Origin of the sequence: Rhodococcus sp. ZPP, from assembly GCF_017656075.1 — a bacterium.
Classification (GTDB): Bacteria; Actinomycetota; Actinomycetes; order Mycobacteriales; family Mycobacteriaceae; genus Rhodococcus_F; species Rhodococcus_F oxybenzonivorans.
Genome location: NZ_CP058638.1, coordinates 3,135,521 through 3,157,966 on the forward strand (window position 1 = coordinate 3,135,521; position 22,446 = coordinate 3,157,966).

A 22,446-nucleotide genomic window follows, 5' to 3' on the forward strand; every position below is an offset into this window, starting at 1 on the left:
GCACGTTGGCCTGTCACTCCCGTCAGGCGAGGGCGACCGCCGAGCGTCCGTCGATGGCCGATTGCACCAGGTTGCTTTTGGGCAGCGTCGAGTCCGACGTCAGCGCTTCGATCCACTGCGCAGTGGTCGACACTGCGGCGAAGTTCGACTGCAGCAACACCATCAGAGCCGTGTGCAGGGACTGCGCGGAGATCGTGCCGGCCTCGTTGGCCAGATTGATGGCACCCGTGGCGTCGGACAGGATTTCGGTGGCGAACCCGAGCCCTTCGGCCTCCACCGCTGTGGCGAGGTCGCAATTGTTGGTCATGTATCCGACGATCGTGATGGTGTCGATGTTGTGCGCGTGTAGCCATTGCGCCACATCCGTACCGGCGAACACGCTCCCGTACTGCTTGTGCACCTGCTTGGTAGCCGGCTGGATGCGCCGTTCGATCTCCGGATGAAGCGACCACCCCTTCGTGCCCTCGACGAAAACGGGGGCGCCCTGCGGCATGTGATGCTGGACAACGAGAACCGGAATGTCACGGGCGGTGGCAGTCTCCACAGCGTTCACGATGTTGGCGAGTGACTCCGCACGCGGTGGGTACTGGATCTCGAGTGGTCCCTCGAAGTACTCCTGCTGGACATCGACGACGACAAGGGCACGGCGGGGTGCAGTCATCAGTTGCTCCTTCAGCTTCGTTGATGGCGTCGCGCCGCCATGGTGTGGACGCGACCCGTCCCAGTGTTCGGCACATCGGTTTCCACTACGAGTGGCATGGATGCATACTTTCGATGGAATTAGGCCAACCTCGGAGGCATCATGCGTGTCGCTGTCTACGCGTTCGACGACATCACGATGTTTCACCTGGCGGCACCGCTGATGGTGTTCGGCGAGGTGGGCCGCCTCGGGCTTGCACCGGACTGGCAGACGCGACTGTGGTCGGATCGTGCAGGAACCGTTCGCACCATCGAGGGATATCCGATCGGCGAGGTGGCAGGGCCGGACACCGTCGAGTGGGCCGACATCGTCGTCATTCCCTCCTGGCCTCAGTCCCTCACACCGGTCAACGACGAGTTGAAGACTGCGATCACGACCGCACATGCCCGCGGTGCTGCCATTGTCGGCCTGTGCCTGGGCGCTTTCGCTCTCGCCGACACCGGCCTGCTCGGGGGACGTTCCGCGGTCACGCACTGGGAGGTGATGCCGCTACTCGCTGAACGCAGCATCGGCAGCAAGGTCGACTCCTCGGTGCTCTACATCGATCACGGTGATGTCCTCACCTCGGCGGGGACGGCCTCGGCGATCGACGCCTGCCTACATCTGGTTCGCAAACACCTCGGGTCTGCCGTCGCTACCCGGATCGCCCGCAGCCTGGTCGTCGCCCCTCACCGGGAAGGAGGGCAGGCACAGTACATCGATCGCCCCCTGGCTCAGCCGGTATCCGACACGACCATGGCCGAAGTGCAGGAGTGGGCACTCGGCCATCTCGACGAGTCGCTCACCGTGGACCGACTCGCCGATCAGGCACGGATGAGCAGACGCAGCTTCGTACGCCACTTCCAGCAATCCACCGGAACGACACCAGCACGCTGGATACTCGAACACCGCCTGCAAGAAGCTCGGGCACTGCTCGAAACAACCGACTGGGGAATCGACTCCATCGCCGGGAAATGCGGCTTCGGGAGCAGCGTCACCCTTCGGCAGAGATTCGGCGCAGCGTTCGCGATTTCCCCCTCCGCGTACCGGCGGCAATTCGCGGACCAGCGCGGCAGCATTGCCGACACGACACCGAAGGGACACCAGATCTGACCTCCCAGTCTTGTGCCCAACTCGCCGTCACACCTGCAGGAACCGTTGCCGCCCGTGCGTGTGGAATTCCTGCTCCAGCGCGCTCTTCTCGCTCTCGGTCATTTCGTGGTACTCGGGAGCGCCGCGTCCGACCCATCGGAAGACCGGATCGTCACACCGCCAACCCTGTTCCTGCAGAGCACGTTTGAGTACCTTGTTCGATCCTGTCACGGGCAGGTCGGTGGACACGCGGATGAAGCGCGGCGCGGACTTGGTCCCCAGGTCGTCCTGGCCGGCGAGGAAGGATGCGAAGTCCGCGGGGTCGAAGTCGCTGGGGTCGGACATCTCGACGGCGGCCATCACCTGGTCGCCCGACCGCGGGTCGGGAACGGCGTAGACGCCGGTGGCAATCACCTTGGGATGGCGTCGCAGAATCCGTTCCACCATCAGTGCGGAGGTGTTCTCCCCGTCCACCCGGATCCAGTCACCCTTGCGGCCCGCGAAGTACAGGAACCCCTCCTCATCGAGGTAGCCGAGGTCACCGGTCCAGTACCAGCCGTGCCTGATGCGGTCAGCGACGGCATCCTCGTTCTTGTAGTAACCCTCGAATCGCCCTGCTCCGGCCTTGTCGACCATCTCACCGATCGCCTCGTCCGGGTTGAGGACGCGGCCGTGTTCGTCGAGCCGGGCCCGGGCTTTCTCCTCGAGGGTGTCGGGATCGACGATGACGATGTTCTCGTGAGCGGGTCTGCCGAGAGCACCCTCGGGGGCGGCGGGGTCGAGCGTCACCGAGCCGGCGCCTTCACTGGAGCCGTACCCCTCGTACAGTTCGGCGCCGAACCGTCGGATGAACTCGGCCTTGTCCTCCGGTGAGGCCTCCGTGCCGAAGCCCCGTACGAGCGTGTTGTCGGAATCGTCCGGCAGCTCCGGCGTGGCCATCAGGTACGCCAGCGCCTTGCCCACGTAGGTGAAGAAGGTGGCGCCGAAGAACCGGACGTCGGGCAGGAATCCCGAGGCCGAGAACTTACGCGGCAGACACACGGTGGCCCCGTTGGCGAGTGCGGGCGCCCACAACGCCATCAGGGCGTTGCCGTGGAACAGCGGCATGCAGCAGTAGTCGACGTCCTCCCGCACGTGGCCGTACTTCACCGTGTTGGAGTAGGCGAGGCGCGCCAGGCGACCCTGGCTGCACCGCACGGCTTTCGACGTGCCCGTCGTGCCCGAGGTGAACAGCAGCAGAAACAGCGTCGAGACGTCGATCGCCGGATCCGCTGCGGGGTGCTCCACCCGGCAGGACGCCACCCGATCCGCGTACATCGGATCGTCCACGAGGAGGAATCGGTCTTCGGACAATCCGAGGTCGAGACCGGTGAGCTGCGCCTTGCCCGCGGCATCCGTGACGATCAGCTGGCAGTCGACGTACCGGATCTCGGCCTCGAGTTCGGCCCCGCGGCGGGTGGGATTGATGCCGACGATCGTCGCTCCCCCGAGCGCCGCGCCACCCAGCCAGAACAGGAACTCGGGGGTGTTCTCGAGCAGCACACCGATGTGGAACGGACCGCCGCGCCGCAGCGACGCGGCGAGCGCGGCACGCGCCGCGCTCTCGTGAACCACCGCGTCCCACGTCCAGTCCTGCTCGCGGGTGCGGACTCCCAGCCGTTCGTCACCCAACCGGTCGAGGAGCATCTGGGCGATCGTTCTGCGTTCCAACTCGAGCTCTCCTCTCGACGGCGTGTGCGTGGTCATGGCTTCCGAAGCACGCAATGGGTGCCACCGTAGATCGCCGTCATGCACTTGTTGCAGTGATTGCACAGTCCCGGTCTGTGGGTCTCCGCGGTGATGCGGTTGACCAGATCGGGCTCACGCAGCAGTGCGCGCGCGATCGCCACGAACTGGAAGCCCTCTTCCATGGCGAGATCCATGCTCGCCTTGCCGGTGATACCGCCGAGAAGCACCAGCGGCATGGTGACGGCCGCCCGGATCTGACGGGCGTCGTCGAGCAGGTAGGCGTCGCGATAGGGGTACTCCCTCAGGAAATGCTTGCCGACGAGCTGGATGCCGAGCTTGGTGGGTTGCGGCATGACGGCCGCGAATTCCCGCAGCGGCGCATCACCTTTGAACAGGTACATCGGATTCAGCAGCGAGCTGCCCGCCGTCAGTTCGAGTGCGTCGAGCGAGCCGTCCTGCTCGAGCCACTGCGCCACCTGGATGGCCTCGTCTACCCAGAAACCGCCCGCCACACCGTCGTCCATGTTCAACTTGGCGAGGATCGCGATCCGATCGCCCACCGCGTCGCGGACAGCCCGCGCGGTCTCACGGGCGAGCCGCGCGCGGTTCTCGAGGCTGCCGCCGTATCGGTCCTTGCGCCGATTGGTCCGGGGGCTCAGGAACGAGCTGATGAAGTAGTTGTGCCCGAAGTGCAGCTCGATCGCATCGAAGCCGGCCTCGATGGCCCGCTTCGATGCGTCGACGTGCTGCGCGGTGATCCGCTCGATGTCGGCGACGGTTGCCGCGCGCGCCAAGGTCTGCGTCGTCAGACGGAACTGGGTGCTCGGCGCCAGCGCGGGGGCGCCGTTGTATTTGGCGCCGGCCACCGGCCCTGCATGCCCGATCTGTGCAGACACCGCCGCCCCCTCCGCATGGATGGCGTCGGTCAGCTTCCGCAGTCCCGGCATCGCGTCGTCACGCCAGGTGATCTGGCCGGGAGCCGTGCGGCCGTCGGCGGCGACGGCGCAATAGGCGACGGTGGTCATGCCAACCCCACCCGCCGCCGGCTGCCGATGAAACTCGATCAGTTCGTCGGTGACCAGACCCTTAGGCGTGAGTCCCTCGTACGTCGCGGCCTTGATGACGCGATTGCGCAGAGTGATCGGCCCGAGCTTGGCCGGCCCGAGTGGATCGACCTTCACGGTGGGCGGGTCGAGATCTATGGTCATTAGGTGTCCCTCCAGCTGCGATTCGCTGACGAACGTAACGGCGCGGAGGCACCGCGGATCGGGCCAGTCTCGGTGAGTGGTAACCGCAACCGAAGCCCTGCCACAGCGTGCCATCTTGTGTCGGTACGAGTGCCCGAGGACGAAAGGCCGGCCCCATGACTGCCCCTACAGATCCACAGCTGCACCTGGATCAGGTGATGTCCCGCCTCACCGGGCCCGGTGGCCGGTTCGAGATCGTCGAGGAGCCCGTACTGGGCACACGCATGCCGGTGATGAAGAACCGCGGACGGGCGGTGGGCGACCTGCTCGCCACTTCGTTGCAGTGGGGGGACCGGGACTACCTGGTGACCGCCGACCGTCGACTGTCGTACACCGAGCACGCGGCGGCGGTGGCGGCACTCGCGACCGCGTTGCGCGATGAGCACCGTGTCCGCAAGGGCGACCGGGTCGCGATCCTCGCCGCCAACACTCCGGAATGGGTGATTGCCTTCTGGGCCACGCAGGTGCTCGGCGCCATCAGCGTGGGGCTCAACGGCTGGTGGGTACCGCGTGAGGTCGAGTACGGGCTGACGCACAGCCGCCCTACCGTCGTCATCGCCGACGCGAAGCGGGCCGAGACGCTCGCCGCGGCCGGAACGGAAATAACGGTTCTCACCATGGAAGACGATCTGCCCCGGATCTTCGACCGGTACGCGGGCGCCCCGATGCCCCACACGGACGTCGACGAGGACGATCCGGCCGCCATTCTCTACACGAGCGGCACCAGCGGCCGCCCGAAGGGCGCATTACATTCGCAGCGCAACATCCTCGCGGTAGTCGACTACCACCGGTTCAGTGACGCGGTGGTCGCCGAGTTCACGGGGTCTCCCGCCGACCCGGCCGTCCCGAGCCCGCGGCGCTACCTGTTGACGTCCCCGCTGTTCCACATCGCGAGCCTGCACAACCTGGTGGTGCCGCGGCTCGCCACCGGCGGCGCCGTCGTCATGCATCAGGGCGGATTCGACGTGGACGCCGTGCTCGGCCTGATCGAGCGGGAACGGGTCACCAACTGGGGTGCGGTCCCCACCATGGCGTCGAGGTTGGTCGAACACGACAACCTGGAGAAGTACGACCTGTCCTCGCTGACGGCGTTCTCGCTGGCGTCGGCACCGTCGTCGGTAGCTTTCAAGGAACGGCTGCGGGAAAAGGTGCCGTTCGCCCGGGATGCGCTGGTGGACAGCTACGGTCTCACCGAATGCAGTACGGCCATCGCCGTGGCCGCCGGCCCCGAACTCGAGCAGTACCCGGGCACGCTGGGCAGGCCCATCATCACGGTCAGCATGGAGATCCGCGATCCGTACGGTAAGTGGCTCCCGGACGGAGTCGAAGGCGAAGTGTGCGTGCGCAGCCCCTTCGTGATGCTCGGCTACTGGGAGGACGAGGCCGCCACCGCCGCGGCAATCGCACCGGGCCGGTGGTTGCGCACCGGTGACTACGGCGTCGTCGAGAACGGCCGGCTCCGGCTGACGGGACGTCGCTCCGATCTGATCCTGCGCGGCGGCGAGAACGTCTACCCCACCGAGATCGAACAGTGCCTCGACGAACATCCCGGTGTCCTCGAGTGCGCGGTGATCGGTACGCCGCACGAGGATCTGGGACAGGAGGTGTCGGCCGTCGTAGTGCTACGGCCCGGTGCCACGACCACCGAAGCGGAGTTGCGGGACTACGCGGCCGAACGTCTGTCGTACTTCAAGGTCCCGACCCGCTGGCGAATCACCACCGACCTCCTGCCGCGCAACGCGACAGGGAAGATGCTGCGCCGCGACATCGCGGTCTGATCCCCCTCGGGAACGCCGAATGCCCCAGTGGTGCAGCAGAACTGCGCCACTGGGGCATTGGGCGATATAGAGATCAGCGAATGAGGTTGCCGAGATCCGCCGGAATCTGAGCACCGGTGATGTATTTCGCTTCGTCGGAGCACACCCACGCCACCACGGCTGCGACGTCCTCGGGCGCGAGGATGGTGTACGGCAGTGAATTCATGTAAATCGGTCCGAGCGTGGGCGCGAACCGGCTGATCAGCGGATGCTGGTCGTTGACCTTCATGCCGGTGTCGACGCCCGCCGGATGCACGGTGATGACGTCGGCACCTAGGAGCGCGAACCGCACCGCCTCGGCCCGGCCCTGACCACGCGCAGCGCCCGTCACGACCTTGTTCTCGAACCGTAGGACTTCGGTCATGTCCTGCATCCTGCCCCTCTCAGCGCGGCCTGGGGACAGTCTTGTCGATGAACAGTCCCTCGACCGACACGCACACTTGCCCGTCCGCGGTCCTGATGTCGCCCACGGTGGAGATTTTCCGCCCGTCGACGCCGATCAATTTCCCGGTCAGGGTGAGCGGTTCGAACAGCGGGGTCGGACGGTGGTACCGCGTGCTCAATTGTGCTGTCATGCCTGATTTTCCGCCCCACGCGTTGGCAACACCGAGCACGTGGTCGAGCAGCAGCGCCGAGACACCACCGTGGACATGCCCGGGTGGACCCTGGTACGGGATGGTCAAGGTGACGGTGCCCTGCACCGAGCCGTCCGCCAGGCCTTCGAGGATTACGGGTGGTGCCAGCGCATTCTCCGGTCCGGTCACCGGATCGTGCCGGGTAACGCCCTCCCCGTTCCACATGTCGATCAGCCGTTCGGCCACCGCGGGTGCGTGCTCCTCGAGGTGCTCGGCGATGCTGTTCAACTCCTCGGCCACTCGCTCGAGGTTGGCGTTGGCCCGGTCGGTGCGCAGCAGGGCGTCGATCACGCGGCGCGCCGCCTCGGTGGCTCGATCGACCGCGGCTCCGTCGGAGGGAGACGTCAACACTGTTCCCGCGGTGCTGTTCTCGAAGGTGGGATGCGTACCGGTGTTCACGGGCGAACCTCCATCGTGGCGTGCGTGAGGACGGGCTGTCCGTTCCGTTCGGGACACGTCGCGCGCAGCGTGAGCACGTCGCCCTCCCGCCAGGTCGCGATATCGATCGTCTCACCCGGATAGAGGGAGCCGGCGAACCGCACCGAGTACGTCCGCACTCGGGTGGGGTCGCCGTCCAGCATCCCGTCGACGACGGCCTTACACACCACTCCGTACGAGGCGAGCCCGTGCAGGATCGGGCGGTCGAACCCTGCAGCGGACGCGAACTGGGGGTCGGCGTGCAACGGGTTCATATCGCCGCTGAGCCGGTACAGCAGCGCCTGTCCCGTTCCGGTGCGTGACGTCAGCACCGTGTCGGGTTTCCGCTCCGGCAGCGTGGCCACCGACTCGGGCCCAGGGGACCCGCCGAACCCGCCCTCATCACGGGCCCAGATCTGCATCCCCGTCGTCCACAACGGGTGACCGTCGTCCGAGTCGGTGGCCGTCTGCTCGAGCACGATGACGGCAGCCTTGCCCTTGTCCCACACATCGGCCACGCGCGAGGACACCCGGGCGGTGCCCGAGGACGGGATCGGCGCGTGCACCGTCAGTGTCTGCCCGCCGTGCAGTATCTTGCGCAGATCCACATCGATGCCGGGCATGGTCAGCCCGGCACTCGGCGCCGATCCCGAAGAGATACCCTGCCCGGCCACCAGTGCGAACGTGGGCAGCACCCGCATGTTTTTCTCGTACACCCACCGCAGTTCGGCGGGGTCCACCGCGTTGCCGCCCGCCCCGACGCCGAGGTGATAGAGCAGGACGTCGCGTTCGGTCCACGACGCCTCCCGAACTGCCGGCTCCGTTGTCAAGGCGACGTTCACATCGATACTCATGTCAGGTCACTTTCCGGGCTCGGGGTCGCGGGGCAGACCTAGGAGGCGTTCACCGATGATGTTGAGCTGGACGTTGGTGGTGCCGCCCGCGATCGACATGCATTGCGCGTTCAGGAACATCTGGGTGTCCGACGTGCGGGCGTGCTCGCCGAGCAGGGCGCGTGGTCCCGCCCAGTCCATCGCCACCTCCCACACCTGCTGGATGTGTTCGACGCCGAGCAGTTTCGCGACCGAGGACTCGGCACCCGGCTGCCCACCGGCGATCGAGCGCAGGGTGGTGCGCAGTCCCATCAGGCCACCGGATTGCGCATCGCAGAGCACCTTGCCGAGCACCGTCAGCTGCTCGTCGTCGATCCCACCGGGCAGGTCGGCGGCCAGAGTCAACAGCGCCTCGCCGCCGGATCCGAGGGAGGAGTCGTGCGAGAGCGAGACCCGCTCATTGGCCAGTGTGGTGCGGGCCAGCTTCCAGCCGTCGCCCGGTTCACCCACCAGCAACTCGTCCGGGACGAACACGTTGTCGAGGAAGACCTCGTTGAACAGCGCCTCACCGGTGATCTCCCGCAGCGGCCGGATGTCGAGTCCCTCGCTGGACTTCATGTCGATCAGAAAGTACGACAGTCCCTTGTGTTTCGGCGCATTCGGGGCCGTCCGCGCCAGGCAGATGCCCCAGTGCGCGTCGCGGGCCATCGACGTCCAGACCTTCTGGCCCTGCAGCACCCAGCCACCGTCAACCTTGGTGGCCTTGGTGTTCAGTCCGGCGAGGTCGGACCCGGCGCCCGGCTCCGAGAACAACTGGCACCAGACGAGTTCACCGCGCAACGACGGTGGCACGAATCGCTGCACCTGGTTCTCGTCGCCGTGTGCGATCAGTGTGGGGACCACCCAGTTGCCGATGATCATGTCGTGCGGCTTCACCTGAGCGGCGCGGAGTTCCTCGGCGATCACGAGTTGCTCGACGGCAGCTGCGCCTCTCCCCCACGGTGCAGGGAGATGCGGCGCCGTATAGCCTCTTTCGGCCAGGTAGCGCTTGCGCTCCTGCTCGGCCAGACCGACCGCCGGAGCCAGCTCGGCACGCACATCGGCGCGGATGCGGTCCGCCTCCGGTGGCAGTTCGATCCCGAGCACGCGGCGGCTGCCGTCGAGGGTGGCGCGGGCGACCCGACGCCGCCACGACGCGGTGGACCCGAGCAGGATTCGCAACGACTGCGCCCGTCGCAGATACAGGTGAGCGTCGTGTTCCCAGGTGTAGCCGATGCCGCCGAGCACCTGGATGCAGTCCTTGGTCACCGAGAACGCGGCCTCGGGTGCGGTGGCTCCGGCTACCGCCGCGGCCAGCGACGCCTCGGCGGGATCAGTGTCCGGGCTCATGGCGCGGGCGGCGTCCCAGGCGCACACCCGGGCCTGTTCGGCGAGGGTGAGCATACGGGCCACCCGGTGCTTGACGCCCTGGAATTGGCCGATGGGTCGGCCGAACTGCTGCCGCGCCTTCGCGTAGTCGGCGGCGGTAGCGACGGCCCAGTCGGCGATGCCCGACGCCTCGGCGGCGAACAGGGTGGCCGCGAGATCGAGGACATGCCGCGAATCGATCGACAGAACCGCGTCTTTCGCCAGGGTGATGCCGTGCGCGGCGGCGACGGCGTTGCGGCGCACCACGTCGTGGCTCGGCAGGTCGGTGACGTCGAGGTGCTCGCGCGGCAGCACCACGAACACCGTCGTGTCGCCTTCCCGCGCCGCCAGCAGGAACAGATCACCCACCTGACCGCCGAGTACGTACCCCGACTCGCCGTCGAGGGTCACCTCGTCGCCGTGGCGGGAGATCCGCAGCGAACCCGGTTGCAGGGACACGGCTCCCAGCACCGAACCGTCGGCCAACCCGGACAGCCGGCCGCTGTGGCCGCCTTCGTTCAGGACGGCACTCGTCAACACGGTCGGCAGAAACGGTCCGGGAGCCAGAACCCTGCCGAGCTCTTCGGCGACCACCGCGAGCTCCAACAGGCCGCACCCGGCGCCACCCACCTCTTCCGGCAGGTGCAGCCCCAGCACGCCCAGACCGGCGAGCGCATTCCAGAACAGCGGTCGCTGTTCGGTTTTCGCTTCCACCGCTTGCCGCAGCACGTCCGGCGTCACGGTTCGAGCGGCCCATCCCCGCACCGAGTCGCGCAGGTCCCGCTCTTCTTCGGTCAATCCCATTGTCATGTCGGCCTCGTCGAGTTCTCGGGTGTCAGATGCGTTCGATGATGGTTGCGGTAGACAGCGCCCCGCCCGCGCACATGGTGATCAGGGCGGTGGATTTGTCTGCCCGTTCCAGCTCGTGCAGTACCGTGGTGATCAGTCGCGCACCGGTCGATCCCACCGGATGCCCGAGGGCGATCGCACCACCGTTGACGTTCACCTTGGACAGGTCTGCCTCGTGAACCTGCGCCCAGGACAGCACGACCGAGGCGAACGCCTCATTGATCTCGACGAGATCGATGTCTGCCAACGACATTCCGGCCCGGTCGAGGACCAGTGCGGTCGACTCGATCGGTCCGTCCAGGTGAAAGTAGGGATCGGAGCCGACCATGCCCGACGCGACGATCCGGGCGCGCCGCCGCAGCCCGAGTTCACCGGCCCGTTCCTCGCTCATGAGGAGTACGGCCGCGGCGCCGTCACTGATCTGCGAGGAATTGCCTGCGGTGTGGATGTGCCCGTCGATCACCGGCTTCAGTGCTGCCAGAGCCTCGGCGGTCGTCTCTCGCAGTCCCCCGTCCCGGGTGACCACTGCTTTCTCACCCGTGCGCACGCCCTGCTTGTCCACGACGGGCGCGGTAACGGGGACGACCTCGCGGTCGAACCGCCCCTCGGCCCAGGCCTGAGCGGCGCGGCGCTGCGATTCGAGGCCGAACGCGTCGACATCGCGTCGGGTGATGCCACGCCGTTCCGCGATGCGCTGCGCGGACGTGAACTGGTCGCCCATGTCGATCGACCAGTCGTCGGGATAGGGGCTTCCCGTCTCGGGGGTCAGCGCCTGACCGAGGAACACGCGGCTCATCGCCTCTACACCGCATCCGATGCCCGCGGTGACCTGCCCCGAGGCAATCAGGCCGGCCACCAGGTGCACGGCCTGCTGCGACGACCCGCACGCACAGTCGATGGAGGTGGCGGCAGTGCCATACGGCAGGCCGGCGTGCAGCCATGCCTGCCGGGTCACGTTGTTGGATTGTTCACCGGCCTGGGTGACGCAGCCACCGACGATCTGACCGATGTTTTCGGCGGGGACTCCCGCCCGCTCGAGGACGCCGCGTTGCGCCGCTCCGAGCAGTTCTGCCGGATGCAGTCCGGACAATGCGCCGCGCCGGCGACCTATCGGTGTCCGGACCGCGTCGACGATGACTGCGTTGCCCATTGTTGGCTCCTTCGCTGAGCCGCCAGGATTCGTGCCAGGCGGCTTTCTGAAACGTATTCTATTTGTGAGGACAGATCAATGCGCTGGCTCGGCACTAGCCGTGCAGACACGTCGAGAATGAATTGCACCCCGTTAGGCGTGGCGGTGCGCGACCCCCGTGCCGAGAACGATCAGCGTCGGGAGAGACCGACGAGCAACAGGTCGCAGCCCTTGCGAATATCCGATTCGGCGTCGGGAATCGAGATCCGGCCGTTGAGGCACGACTGGACCACCCCGAACCACAGCTGCACCACGAGGCGGAGCGCGGTCAGATCACCCTCGGTGGGGTGTTCGATCCCCGCCGCATCGAGCATGATCTGACGGAAGGCTCGGTCGACCTTCCCGGCATCCGGGACGGTGGCGACATTCGCGGTGCTGGTGGACTGAATCATCGCCGTGGACAGCGCAGGCCGGCGCAGGAGGCCACGAGTGGCCCGCACCAGCACGTTGTAGACGGCGTCCTGGGGAGTGGTGTCCGACGCGACACCCTTCGAGAATCCGGCGCCCATCTGATCGATCTGGTCGACCATCACCGCGACGAACAGGTGCGTCTTCGACGGGAAGTACCGGTACAGCGTGCCGATGGCGACCCCGGCCCGCTTCGCCACCTCGTGCATCTGGACCCGGGCGAGCTCCTTCTCGGACGCCAGCTCGGCGGCCGCCTCCAGCATGCGCACATGGCGCGCCCGCTGCTCCTCCGAACTGGGTTCGGCAGCGTCCCTGACCTCCGCAATTCTCGGCACCCTCGATCCCCTTCTCCCCGAGCAGCCTCGGATCCAGCCCAATTCTGGCATTCGATCGCGGCGGCGCCGAAATGCGTCCGGTGAGTGGGACCAGCGGTGCCTTCCGTCGCCCGAATGCGATTGCGTGGACGCCACGACTGGGCGTCAGTCATGACCCACAACCATCACCCACAGGCATCACCCACCCAACGGAGGATACGACGATGCAGGACTGGACAACGGAGTGCGACGTTCTTGTAGTCGGCTCGGGCGGCGGCGCGCTGACCGGCGCATATACGGCCGCCGCGCAGGGATTGCGCACCCTCGTCCTCGAGAAGACTCCACTCTTCGGCGGCACCTCCGCCTACTCGGGCGCCGCCGTCTGGCTTCCGGGCACAGCTGTCCAGGAACGCGCCGGCATCGGCGACTCCACCGAGTTGGCTCGCACCTATCTGCGCGCCGTGGTCGGCGACTCCGAGGTCGAACGCCAGGAGGCGTACGTCGCCACCGCCCCTGAGGTCGTCGACTTCCTCGAGCAGAACCCGCACCTCGACTTCGAGTGGCGTCCCTTCCCCGACTACTACAAGGCGCCGGGCCGCATGGACGCCGGCCGCGCGATCAATCCTCTCGATCTGCCCGGCGACGAGATCGGTGACCTTCGTGAGGTCATCCGTCCGGAGGCCGACGTCGATCGCGCCGGGCAGCCGCACCCCGAGGGAACTCTGATCGGCGGCCGCGCGCTGATCGGGCGTCTCCTGATGGCGTTGTACGGAACCGGGCATGCGGAGCTCCGCACCGAGACCGCGGCCCACACACTGATCGTCGAGGACGGTCGTGTCGTGGGTGCCGAGGCCACCGACGCGGCCGGGCAGACGATCCTCATACGTGCGCGGCGCGGCGTTCTCCTCGCTGCCGGAGGGATCGAGGGCAACGCCGGTCTGCGCACCGAGAACGGCACACCGGGCAGAGCCGAGTGGAGCATGGGACCGCGGGGGGCGAACACCGGCGACCTGCTGACGGCGGCCGTGGAGGTCGGCGCCGACACGGCACTCCTCGACGAGGCCTGGTGGTGCCCGGGTGTCGAACTTCCGGACGGCTCAGGCGCTTTTATGGTGGGTGTGCGAGGCGGAATCCTGGTGGACGACACCGGGGAGCGGTACCTCAACGAGTCGCTGCCGTACGACCAGTTCGGCCGCGCGATGATCGAACACCGAAGTGCGAACTCTTATCTGGTCTTCGATGCCAGGGAGGGTGGTCCCGTCCTGCCGGCCATCTCCATCCCGTCGATTCCGGCGCAGCAGCACCTCGAGGCGGGCACCTGGGTCACCGCCGACACCATCGAGGAACTCGCAGAGAAGATCGGTGTCCCGTCCGACACGCTTCGGCGCAGCGTCGAACAATTCAACGACTACGCGAAGCACGGTGTCGACGAGGCGTTCCACCGCGGCGAGGATCCCTACGACGCCTTCTTCTGCCCGCCCGGAAAGGGTGCCGATGCACCACCGAATCCGGCGCTCGGATCGATCGCGCAGGGGCCGTTCTACGCTGCCCGCATCATCCTCAGCGATCTCGGCACGAAGGGTGGCGTCCGCACCGACGCCGATGCCCGCGTGCTTCGCGCGGACGGCAGCCCGATCGAGGGGCTGTACGCGGCAGGGAACACCAGCGCCTCATTGAGCGGACGCTTCTATCCCGGTCCCGGGGTCCCGTTGGGCACCGCAATGGTGTTCTCCTACCGGGCAGTGCAACACATGCGGAACTGATCAGACGAGGTTGTCCTCCACCGGAAGTCCGAACGCGCCCCTGCCGAACAGTGCAAGGGCGCGTTCGGGTTCGTTGGCCACATGCACGCTGCCCGCGTGAGTATCGCGCCAGGCCCGTTCGATCGCGTTGCCCCGAGACAACGAGCTGCCCCCGGCCGTCTTGAAGAGCAGGTCGATCGCGTCCAGCGCCCGCTCGGTCGCCCGCACCTGGTCGCGACGGACTCTCAACCGCAGCGCCATCGGAAGTTCCTCACCCGCGACCGCGAGCTCCCACAGTTCACGGACGTTACGGTCCATCTGCAGGATCGCTGCATCAATTTCGGACGACGCCCGGGCCACCGACACCTGGGCGAACTGGTCCTCCACGAAGCGGCCACCCCCGAGGCTCAGACGCACGCGTTCACGCATCACCGTCAGGAACCGCTCGTAGCAGCCGGCCACCACACCCACACCGGGGGCGGTGACGGCCGTGGTGAAGATGGTGGCGAACGGCAAGCGGTAGAGCGGTCCCCGGTTCACCTTCTGCCCCGCTCCCCGTAACTGCGCGGTCTCGAAGTTGCGTTTGGTCCGGTAGTCGGGCACGAAACAGTCGTCGACGGTGATCTCGTTACTGGCCGTCCCCCGCATACCGACCACGTCCCACACGTCGTGGATGCGGTAATCCGACCTCGGTACGAGCACGGTGAGGAAATCGACCGGCCTACCTTCCGTTCCCACCACCATCGCCCCGAGCAGCGCCCACGACGCGTGCTCGCAGCCCGAGGAGAAGTGCCAGTCACCGGACAGCCGATAGCCTCCGTCCACAGGCGTCAGCCGCCCCACGGGGGCGTACGCGGACGACAGCAGCACCGAATTGTCGTGTCCCCACACGTCGCGCTGAGCGCGGTCGTCGAACAGCGCCAGGTGCCACGGATGCACACCCAGCACCGACGCGAGCCAACCCGTCGATCCGCAGACCCCCGAGATCGCACGCACCGTCTCGTAGAAGTGAACAGGATTGCACTCCGCACCCCCGTATCGCTTGGGCTGCAGCATCGCGAACATCCCGGCGTCCCCGAGTTCGCGGATCACCTGTTCGGACACGCGTCGCGATTCGTCCACCTTGTCGGCGCGCTCCGCGATCATGGGCAGCAATTCACGGACCGACAGCAGCACCTCGTTGACCATCTGCGGAAGGGTATTGCGCGATCCGGGCACCGTGGACGACCGTCTCGCTCAACGGGAAGCGTGCGCACACCCACCGCACACCAACCGGTCCCGTCCAGTGAGACGTCTCGGATCGGCCTCCGCCCACTGACCTAGCGTGCTGAACACCACAGGTACGAACGAGTAGGAGAGGACGGGACGCATCGTGAGCACCCAGCAGTCCGACAGAGACGAGGTCCGCGAGATCGTTGCGGGCGCTGCACCGACCCGATTCGCCCGCGGCTGGCATTGCCTCGGTTTGTCCCAGGATTTCCGGGACGGCAAGCCGCATTCCCTCGAGGCCTTCGGCACCAGGCTGGTGGTCTTTGCCGACAGCTCTGGCGAACTCGCCGTACTCGACGGCTACTGCCGGCACATGGGCGGCGACCTCAGCCAGGGCACCGTCAAGGGTGACGAGGTCGCGTGTCCGTTCCACGACTGGCGCTGGGGCAGCAATGGGCGCTGCAAGAAGATCCCGTATGCCCGCCGCGTACCGCCGCTGGCTCGTACCCGCTCGTGGCACACCCTCGATCAGGACGGAATGCTGTTCGTCTGGAACGACCCGGAGGGTAACCCGCCGCCGGCCGACGTCACGATTCCCCTAATCGAGGGGGCGCTCGACGACGACTGGACGGACTGGGTCTGGTACCGCACCACGGTGAATACGAATTGTCGTGAAGTGGTGGACAACATCGTCGACATGGCGCATTTCTTCTACGTCCATTATTCGTTCCCCACCTATTTCAAGAACGTCTTCGAAGGCCACGTCGCCAGCCAGTTCATGCGCGGCCAGGCCCGCGAGGACATGCGCCCGCACGCCTCCGGACAACCCAAGATGGTGGGAAGTCGTTCGGATGCCACCTATTTCGGCCCGTCGTTCATGGTCGACGACCTCACCTACCAGTACGAGACCCACGACGTCGACTCCGTCCTGATCAACTGCCACTATCCGGTCAGCGCAGACGAGTTCGTGCTGCAGTACGGGATCATCGTCAAGAAGTCGAAAGAACTCGAGGGTGATGCCGCCACCGAGATGGCGAAGAACTTCGGCACCTTCATCGCCAAGGGATTCGAGCAGGACATCGAGATCTGGAAGAACAAGACCCGCATCGAGAACCCGTTGCTGTGCGAGGAAGACGGCCCCGTCTACCAATTGCGCCGGTGGTACGAACAGTTCTACGTCGACGCCGCCAACGTGACACCGCAGATGACCGAACGATTCGAGTTCGAGCTCGACACCACGCGCCCGGTGGAATCGTGGAAGAAGGAAGTGGAAGACAACCTCGCACGAAAGGCGCTGGAATCCGATGCAGCCGCTGCAGTGCGCTGAGTGCGGTGCGCGGGTGCTGGTCCAGAAGAACAGCTGGGAGCACACCTCCGTGCAGTGGGACGACCTCGCTCGCGGCCGGTGCCACCAGATCGCCGGCTCCGGCGACGGCCGTCCCGGGTCTCCCCGGAAGGGCTGTGACGCACTGACCACATCCATCGTCCGAGCGGCGGAGCGGGGCGACATCACGGTGCGCGACCCCGATCCGGTTCCCACCCCCATCGTCGTCTCCTGACTTCCTTCGAAAGGACACCCCATGATCGACACCCACCAGTACGGGCCATGGGCCGTGATCGCCGGCGGGTCGGAGGGCGTCGGCGCAGGTTTCGCCGACGAACTGAGCCGCGCCGGAATCAATCTCGTGCTCATCGCCCGCAAGCCGGAACCACTGGAGGAGACGGCCGCGAAGGTTCGCGCGAACGGTGTGGAGGTCCGCACGCTCGCACTCGACCTCCTCTCGGCGGACGCCTTCGACCGCATCCGCAGCGCCACCGACGACGTCGAGGTGGGCCTGCTGATCTTCAACGCCGGGGCCAACAGCTACGGGCACGAATTCGTCAGTGGCGACCTGACCGGATTTCAAGGCGTCATCGACCTGAATATCACGTCGCAACTGCAGCTCTCGCATCACTTCGGCGCGAGAATGAAGGAACGCGGGCGTGGCGGCATCATGTTGGTGGGGTCGCTGGCCGGATATATGGGTTCCGAACACCAGAGCATCTACGCGGCGTCGAAGGCCTTCGGGCGCATCTTCGCGGAAAGCCTGTGGCTCGAACTGGCACCGTTCGGCATCCACGTACTCGAACTTGTCCTGGGCGTCACCCGCACCCCCGCGATGGTGCGGGCCGGACTGAACTTCGACCTCCCCGGCATGAACGTCGCCGAACCCGAAGACGTCGCGCGTGAAGGACTCGCCCACCTAGCCGACGGACCCGTCTGGGTGGCGGGCGGCAACTACGAAGCTGCCCAGAAGCGGAGCGGATTCCCCCGCGACACCCTCGTGCAGGGTGCCGCCGCGGGTATGCGGAAGCTGCTGGGTCGCGGGTGATGGTGGGCGGCGACCGAAACGATGCCGGCCGCGCACGCCGCATCGCGGCCCGCGCGCACAGCGGCGCCCCCACCACGGCAACGGTGCACCTCGACATGCACTTCGTCGCTCCCATCCACGTCGGGGACGTCCTGCGCGCCCGACCCCACACCGCACCCGGGACCCGGTTCTGCTGTTCATGCGAACCGACCTCGCCGTCGAGGACGCCCTGGTAACGACCGCCACCCGGGTATTCAAACCCCCACGGACGGCAGCCTTCGTCGAGGAGTGAGGTTCGGTACGCGCCCAAGCCCGAAGCAACCATCCGAAAGAGGTGTCGTGGTGCAACCCGACAGGCTCGTCGCAGCGTTCGTCCGTATCCCCGCCGCCACCATCGGTTACGCCAAGGACGCTTCGGCTGCCCGACCGGAATCAGGCCGATGTGGCCGGGAGCGACATTCGCCGCCGATGGCCACGGTCTGCACCCGAGCCGGAGACAACCTCTACATCCACAAGGCGCTCGACCTCGCCGCCGCTGGGAATCCTCGTTGTCAACGGCGACGGCGACGAAACCCGCGCACTCATCGGTGATCTCATCGGAACCCGCACGCGAGCCCTCGCGTTGGGCGGCTTCGTGATCGACGGCGCGGTGCGTGATGTCGCCACCCTCGAGCAGATGGACTTGCCCGTCTTCGCCCGCGGCGCCACCCCCACGAATCCATCGAGTTGCAGCTGTACCGACCAAATACTATTGCGGACGGGACGTGGCCGGCGTCGTGGAGCTCGACATACCGGGCCACCGTCTTCTCATCACACCCGACCAACTGCGCCGCCGAATGCGCACACTGGGTCAGGTCGTAGGCGTCACAGCAATTGTTGGCCTCGGGGAGTCGCGCGGCAAGGGTTACGGGAGGAGCCCGAGTCGGCGAGCGCGCGATACCGCCTCGACCCGGGAGCGGGCATCCAGCTTGCCCATCGCTCCACGCAGGTAGTGCTTCACCGTTTCCGGTTTGATCGACAGCCGTTGCGCCACCCCGGCGTTGGTACATCCGAGAGCAACATAGGTAAGGACGTCGACCTCCCGGACAATGTGACATCGGTGGCGGGAGCGTCACCGCGGGACAGGCCGGCGAGTTTGTCGGCGAGAGCGTGCAGACTTGTCGCGAGTGCTGAGTCGGGGGTCGTGCGGGTTAGCACCCGCAGCTCGGTGTGGATCTCGCGGATACCTTCGATCAGTGCCGATGTTCCGGGTGCTTGCCCTCCCTCGACGAGTGTGTCGATCAACGCGACCCGCCGGTCGACTTCATCTCGAATGTTGATCTCGGCAGCGAGTCGGTCTCCGGCCCGGCCCAGCATGTCGAGGATTCGACTCCCGATCGGTGTGGACTGACGAAATGCGGCGTAAATGATGGCGCGCGCTCCGCCGCCGACCACCACCGGTACAGCGATGATGGATCGCAGTCCTTCGTTGATAACCGGCCGGTCGTAGTCGTGGGTGATGGTCCGAGCAGTCGCGTAATCCTCGACCGACTGCGGCCGAAGCTGGGTGATCGCGCGCCCGCCGAGTCCCAACATCGGTGAAATCGACAGGCCGCGCAATCCGGCAGTTCTGGTGCCGAGCGTCTCGGAGATCTTCAGTGTTCCCTCGGACACGGGGCCGCCGAATACGACCGCCGGTGTCACAAACTCCTTTGCGATGACGCGTAGCTCGGCGCGAAGGGCATCGTCATCTCGCGGTCGGAGCAACCGTGCTGAGCCCTCGGCGCAGTAAGGGGGACCCTCGGCGCATGAATTTGTCACCTCCACCTCCTCGTGGCGGGTCTCGTGACTGGTGGCGCGTGATCCGTGAACGACGTCCCTCATCTTCTCGTCATCTCGCGCAAAGGACGGGTGCAGGAGCGGCGCGTACTGCGGGGCAGCGAATTCGTGTGCTGCACCCGGCGGGTTGATCAGCGGGTGTACATCGATTTCGTGCGGACGTAGGCGTCCAGACCTTCCGGTCCCAGTTCACGGCCGAGACCACTGGCCTTGACGCCCCCGAATGGGGCGCCGATGTCGAGATCGAAGAAGTTCACACCCACGCTGCCGGTCTCGATCCGACGGGCCAGGTCGAGGCCCTTTTCGGGATCGGAGGTCCAGACCGTTCCGCCCAGCCCGTACTCGGAGTCATTGGCGATTGTGACGGCATCGTCGAGGTCGTCATACGGCAGGACGGTCAGGACCGGCCCGAAGATCTCTTCCCGCGCGACGGTCGCCGAGTTGTCGAGGTCGGCGAACACGGTCGGTTCCACGAACCATCCCCGGTCGAGGTGTTTCGGCCGGCCGCCTCCGGCCGCGACGGTGGCGCCTTCCCGTCTACCCGTGTCGATGTACGCCTCCACACTGCGCCGTTGGCGCTCGGACACCAAGGGCCCCACTCGGGTGGCGAGGTCGGCAGGGTCCCCGACCACGAGAGTGGATGCCAAATGTGCTACTGCGTCGACTGTTTCACGGTAACGAGACCGTGGGGCAAGGATTCGAGAGGACAGATAGCAGGTCTGGCCATTGTTGAGCAGGCTCGCCCAGGACAGTCCCCGGGCGACGCTTACCAGGTCCGCGTCGTCGAGGATGATGGCGGCGCTCTTGCCTCCCAGTTCCAGGGTCGCCGGCCGCAGCAGGCGACCGCAGGTCTCGCCGATCACCCTGCCGGCGGCGGTCGACCCGGTGAAAGCGACCTTATTCACCTTGGGGTGAGCGACCAGATAGGCACCGATCTCTCGGCCGCCGGTCACGATGTTCAGCACACCGTCCGGCACCCCTGCTTCTTCTGCCGCGTCCGCGAGCTGGAAGGCATCGAGCACGGTTTCGGGTGCAGGTTTGAGGACCACGGTGCTTCCGGAAGCGAGCGCGGGGGCAAGCTTGAACATGGTCAGCGACTGGGGGAAGTTCCACGGAATGATCGCGGCGACAACGCCGATCGGCTCGCGGCGCACGATCGTCGTCGACCGACCGTTTGCGGAGATGCGCGGCGTCTCCACGGGTGTCTTCTCAGTGAGATCGGCGTAGTAGCGGAGCGTCGCAACCGGGCCGCTGCCCTCGGCCGCTAGGGATATCGCTGCCGGCATGCCGTTCTCGTCGGTCACGATGGCGGCTGTGTCTTTTCGGCGCCGGTCGAGCGCATCGGCGAAACGACGCAGGATGTCGGCACGTTCAGCCGGTTCCAACTCAGACCACTCGGGTGCGCGCAGGGCGCGGCGGGCTGCGGAAACTGCGGCGTCGACGTCCGCTGGGGTACTGTCCGGCGCCGACCCGACGGGTTCCTCGGTGGTTGGCGAGATGACCGTGATGCGGTCGGAGGTGGACGGCGTATGCCACCGGCCGTCGATGAACAGATGCGATCGGGTGTACTTCATTGGGGAACCTCGGTCGTCGTGGTGCGCGGTCAGGGATGCGGGAGAAGAACCGGTTTGATGGTGTCGCCGCTGGCGGCGTCCGCCTCGGCGACTGAGATCTCGGCGAGCGGGTAGGTGCGGATCAGTCGGTCGAACGGAAACCGGCCCTGACGCCAGAGTTCGATCAGGCGGGGCAACAGCAACTGCGGGACAGCGTCGCCTTCGAGAATTCCCATGATGTTTTTCCCGGCCGCCAGCGCGGACGGGGCGAGGACCAGTTCGCGGGTTGCGGCACCGACGAGTCCGACCGTTCCCGTAGGCCGGAGGCTGTCGATCGCCGATGCGATTACCTGCGGGACCCCGGTGGTGTCGAGGGCGGCATGCGCTCCGCCTCCGGTCAGCTTCCGGATCTGTCGCGCGATATCGTCAGCGGACCCCTCGATCACGTCCGTCGCACCGAGTTCGAGGGCGAGATTCAGGCGACTCGCGTGCAAGTCGACGGCGATGATCCGGGAGGCACCGGCGACCCGCGCGGCCATGACCGCCGACAGACCCACCGCTCCGGCACCGAACACGGCGAACGTGTCTCCCGTACCGACTTTCAATGCGATCAGCGCGGACCCGGCGCCGGTCTGGATTCCGCAGCCGAGCGGACCCAGCAGATGCAGGGGCAGATCCTTGTCGACAACTACGACGTTCCGAGCACTGACGACCGCGTGGGTGGCCAGAGAGGACTGACCGAACCACCGTGATGAAATGGCGTTGCCGCTCAGGTCGGTGAGCGGGCCGGGCCCCTCGGGGCCGCGGCCGGACAGGTTGCGCGCGAAGAACCCGAAGCAATACGCCGGGTGACCACCCGCGCAGTTCTCACACAGCCCACAGGAATCGAACGACAACATCACATGGTCGCCGACCTCGATTCCGGATACGCCGGCACCGACTTCTTCGACGACTCCGGCTCCCTCGTGGCCCGCCACGATCGGCGGCTGAGCCAGAAACGATGGGTCCCTGGGCAGGACGTCGGTGTGACAGAACCCGACACCGGCGATGCGGACCCGCAGTTGGCCACCCGTCGGGTCGGCCAACTCCACCGTTTCGATCTCGAACGGTGCGTCGTGGTGGCGCAGCACTGCGGCTTCGATGCGCATCAGAAAGCTC

The 22,446-nt window shown here is 66.6% G+C and carries 20 protein-coding genes and 2 pseudogenes; 9 read left to right on the plus strand and 13 right to left on the minus strand.

Going from position 1 to position 22,446, the window contains the following annotated elements:
- Positions 1-22: 22 nt before the first annotated feature.
- On the minus strand, positions 23-661 hold the full coding sequence (locus HYG77_RS14965) for an isochorismatase family protein (RefSeq protein WP_208963096.1): 639 nt from the start codon (positions 659-661) through the stop codon (positions 23-25).
- Positions 662-802: 141 nt separating this feature from the next.
- Here HYG77_RS14965 and HYG77_RS14970 point away from each other — a divergent pair, with 141 nt between their 5' ends.
- Positions 803-1,792 (plus strand): helix-turn-helix domain-containing protein, encoded by a 990-nt coding sequence (locus HYG77_RS14970; RefSeq protein ID WP_208963097.1) that lies wholly within the window; start codon positions 803-805, stop codon positions 1,790-1,792.
- 27 nt (positions 1,793-1,819) lie between these two features.
- Here HYG77_RS14970 and HYG77_RS14975 read toward each other — a convergent pair whose 3' ends face one another.
- Together HYG77_RS14975 and HYG77_RS14980 are read right to left on the minus strand one after the other, a co-directional pair.
- The gene (locus HYG77_RS14975; RefSeq protein ID WP_208963098.1) at positions 1,820-3,517 is read right to left on the minus strand and encodes an AMP-binding protein; all 1,698 of its coding nucleotides are present in this window, start codon (positions 3,515-3,517) and stop codon (positions 1,820-1,822) included.
- Positions 3,514-4,707 carry an NADH:flavin oxidoreductase gene (locus tag HYG77_RS14980; protein ID WP_208963099.1) on the minus strand — a complete coding sequence of 398 codons (1,194 nt, stop codon included), beginning with the start codon at positions 4,705-4,707 and terminating at the stop codon, positions 3,514-3,516. Before HYG77_RS14980 ends, HYG77_RS14975 begins: the two co-directional genes overlap by 4 nt.
- A gap of 155 nt (positions 4,708-4,862) precedes the next feature.
- Here HYG77_RS14980 and HYG77_RS14985 point away from each other — a divergent pair, with 155 nt between their 5' ends.
- Positions 4,863-6,524, plus strand: coding sequence for a class I adenylate-forming enzyme family protein (locus HYG77_RS14985; protein WP_208963100.1), 1,662 nt, complete (start codon positions 4,863-4,865; stop codon positions 6,522-6,524).
- 73 nt (positions 6,525-6,597) lie between these two features.
- Here HYG77_RS14985 and HYG77_RS14990 read toward each other — a convergent pair whose 3' ends face one another.
- The 6 genes from HYG77_RS14990 to HYG77_RS15015 form a co-directional block, all read right to left on the minus strand.
- The gene (locus HYG77_RS14990; protein WP_348273579.1) at positions 6,598-6,936 is read right to left on the minus strand and encodes an SDR family oxidoreductase; all 339 of its coding nucleotides are present in this window, start codon (positions 6,934-6,936) and stop codon (positions 6,598-6,600) included.
- A 10-nt stretch (positions 6,937-6,946) separates the two neighbouring features.
- Complete coding sequence (locus HYG77_RS14995; protein ID WP_109325626.1) at positions 6,947-7,597, minus strand: PaaI family thioesterase; 651 nt, start codon at positions 7,595-7,597, stop codon at positions 6,947-6,949.
- A complete protein-coding gene (locus HYG77_RS15000) occupies positions 7,594-8,469 on the minus strand; it encodes a MaoC/PaaZ C-terminal domain-containing protein (protein WP_208963101.1) in 876 nt (291 codons plus the stop codon). The genes HYG77_RS14995 and HYG77_RS15000 overlap by 4 nt, the downstream gene beginning before the upstream one ends.
- 6 nt (positions 8,470-8,475) lie before the next feature.
- Positions 8,476-10,665, minus strand: coding sequence for an acyl-CoA dehydrogenase (locus tag HYG77_RS15005; protein WP_208963102.1), 2,190 nt, complete (start codon positions 10,663-10,665; stop codon positions 8,476-8,478).
- Positions 10,666-10,690: 25 nt separating this feature from the next.
- Entirely contained in the window at positions 10,691-11,854 is a 1,164-nt protein-coding gene (locus HYG77_RS15010) for a steroid 3-ketoacyl-CoA thiolase (RefSeq protein WP_208963103.1), read from the minus strand.
- Between the two features lie 170 nt (positions 11,855-12,024).
- Positions 12,025-12,636: a TetR family transcriptional regulator gene (locus HYG77_RS15015; RefSeq protein ID WP_201453489.1), complete on the minus strand. Its 612-nt coding sequence runs from the start codon at positions 12,634-12,636 to the stop codon at positions 12,025-12,027.
- A gap of 203 nt (positions 12,637-12,839) precedes the next feature.
- Here HYG77_RS15015 and HYG77_RS15020 point away from each other — a divergent pair, with 203 nt between their 5' ends.
- Entirely contained in the window at positions 12,840-14,378 is a 1,539-nt protein-coding gene (locus HYG77_RS15020; protein WP_208963104.1) for an FAD-dependent oxidoreductase, read from the plus strand.
- Here HYG77_RS15020 and hsaA read toward each other — a convergent pair whose 3' ends face one another.
- Positions 14,379-15,545 (minus strand): 3-hydroxy-9,10-secoandrosta-1,3,5(10)-triene-9,17-dione monooxygenase oxygenase subunit, encoded by a 1,167-nt coding sequence (gene hsaA / locus HYG77_RS15025; RefSeq protein ID WP_208963105.1) that lies wholly within the window; start codon positions 15,543-15,545, stop codon positions 14,379-14,381.
- Positions 15,546-15,729: 184 nt separating this feature from the next.
- Between hsaA and HYG77_RS15030 the strand changes: the two genes are divergently transcribed.
- From HYG77_RS15030 to HYG77_RS39615, 6 genes and pseudogenes are all read left to right on the plus strand, one after another.
- Complete coding sequence (locus HYG77_RS15030; protein WP_208963106.1) at positions 15,730-16,893, plus strand: Rieske 2Fe-2S domain-containing protein; 1,164 nt, start codon at positions 15,730-15,732, stop codon at positions 16,891-16,893.
- The gene (locus tag HYG77_RS15035; protein WP_208963107.1) at positions 16,871-17,125 is read left to right on the plus strand and encodes a hypothetical protein; all 255 of its coding nucleotides are present in this window, start codon (positions 16,871-16,873) and stop codon (positions 17,123-17,125) included. Before HYG77_RS15030 ends, HYG77_RS15035 begins: the two co-directional genes overlap by 23 nt.
- Before the next feature lie 21 nt (positions 17,126-17,146).
- On the plus strand, positions 17,147-17,938 hold the full coding sequence (locus HYG77_RS15040) for an SDR family NAD(P)-dependent oxidoreductase (RefSeq protein WP_208963108.1): 792 nt from the start codon (positions 17,147-17,149) through the stop codon (positions 17,936-17,938).
- Positions 17,938-18,153: a hotdog domain-containing protein gene (locus tag HYG77_RS40960; protein WP_348273580.1), complete on the plus strand. Its 216-nt coding sequence runs from the start codon at positions 17,938-17,940 to the stop codon at positions 18,151-18,153. Before HYG77_RS15040 ends, HYG77_RS40960 begins: the two co-directional genes overlap by 1 nt.
- Before the next feature lie 106 nt (positions 18,154-18,259).
- Positions 18,260-18,508, plus strand: a complete 249-nt coding sequence (locus tag HYG77_RS15050; protein WP_244461323.1) for a hypothetical protein — start codon at positions 18,260-18,262, stop codon at positions 18,506-18,508.
- Positions 18,501-18,578 (plus strand): annotated as a pseudogene (locus HYG77_RS39615) (methyltransferase); the annotation flags it as partial. The gene HYG77_RS15050 and the pseudogene HYG77_RS39615, both read left to right, overlap by 8 nt.
- Positions 18,579-18,821: 243 nt before the next feature.
- On the opposite strand, the pseudogene HYG77_RS15055 reads toward HYG77_RS39615, so the two are convergent.
- The 3 genes and pseudogenes from HYG77_RS15055 to HYG77_RS15065 all read right to left on the minus strand — a co-directional run bounded on the left by HYG77_RS15055 (position 18,822) and on the right by HYG77_RS15065 (position 22,436).
- A pseudogene (locus HYG77_RS15055) lies at positions 18,822-19,663 on the minus strand (LuxR C-terminal-related transcriptional regulator).
- A 203-nt stretch (positions 19,664-19,866) separates the two neighbouring features.
- Positions 19,867-21,309 (minus strand): aldehyde dehydrogenase, encoded by a 1,443-nt coding sequence (locus tag HYG77_RS15060; RefSeq protein ID WP_208963109.1) that lies wholly within the window; start codon positions 21,307-21,309, stop codon positions 19,867-19,869.
- 29 nt (positions 21,310-21,338) lie between these two features.
- Positions 21,339-22,436, minus strand: a complete 1,098-nt coding sequence (locus HYG77_RS15065; RefSeq protein ID WP_208963110.1) for an NAD(P)-dependent alcohol dehydrogenase — start codon at positions 22,434-22,436, stop codon at positions 21,339-21,341.
- Between the last annotated feature and the right edge of the window lie 10 nt (positions 22,437-22,446).

Bases quoted from the DNA above. Each gene is read 5' to 3' on its own strand.
- HYG77_RS14990 (WP_348273579.1), bottom strand. From the start codon at position 6,936: ATGCAGGACATGACCGAAGTCCTACGGTTCGAGAACAAGGTCGTGACG.
- HYG77_RS15040 (WP_208963108.1), top strand. From the start codon at position 17,147: ATGATCGACACCCACCAGTACGGGCCATGGGCCGTGATCGCCGGCGGG.
- HYG77_RS14975 (WP_208963098.1), bottom strand. From the start codon at position 3,517: ATGACCACGCACACGCCGTCGAGAGGAGAGCTCGAGTTGGAACGCAGA.
- HYG77_RS40960 (WP_348273580.1), top strand. From the start codon at position 17,938: ATGGTGGGCGGCGACCGAAACGATGCCGGCCGCGCACGCCGCATCGCG.
- HYG77_RS14965 (WP_208963096.1), bottom strand. From the start codon at position 661: ATGACTGCACCCCGCCGTGCCCTTGTCGTCGTCGATGTCCAGCAGGAG.
- HYG77_RS14985 (WP_208963100.1), top strand. From the start codon at position 4,863: ATGACTGCCCCTACAGATCCACAGCTGCACCTGGATCAGGTGATGTCC.
- HYG77_RS15035 (WP_208963107.1), top strand. From the start codon at position 16,871: ATGCAGCCGCTGCAGTGCGCTGAGTGCGGTGCGCGGGTGCTGGTCCAG.
- HYG77_RS15010 (WP_208963103.1), bottom strand. From the start codon at position 11,854: ATGGGCAACGCAGTCATCGTCGACGCGGTCCGGACACCGATAGGTCGC.
- HYG77_RS14980 (WP_208963099.1), bottom strand. From the start codon at position 4,707: ATGACCATAGATCTCGACCCGCCCACCGTGAAGGTCGATCCACTCGGG.
- HYG77_RS15020 (WP_208963104.1), top strand. From the start codon at position 12,840: ATGCAGGACTGGACAACGGAGTGCGACGTTCTTGTAGTCGGCTCGGGC.
- HYG77_RS15000 (WP_208963101.1), bottom strand. From the start codon at position 8,469: ATGAGTATCGATGTGAACGTCGCCTTGACAACGGAGCCGGCAGTTCGG.
- HYG77_RS15005 (WP_208963102.1), bottom strand. From the start codon at position 10,665: ATGACAATGGGATTGACCGAAGAAGAGCGGGACCTGCGCGACTCGGTG.
- HYG77_RS15060 (WP_208963109.1), bottom strand. From the start codon at position 21,309: ATGAAGTACACCCGATCGCATCTGTTCATCGACGGCCGGTGGCATACG.
- HYG77_RS15065 (WP_208963110.1), bottom strand. From the start codon at position 22,436: ATGCGCATCGAAGCCGCAGTGCTGCGCCACCACGACGCACCGTTCGAG.
- HYG77_RS14970 (WP_208963097.1), top strand. From the start codon at position 803: ATGCGTGTCGCTGTCTACGCGTTCGACGACATCACGATGTTTCACCTG.
- hsaA (WP_208963105.1), bottom strand. From the start codon at position 15,545: ATGGTCAACGAGGTGCTGCTGTCGGTCCGTGAATTGCTGCCCATGATC.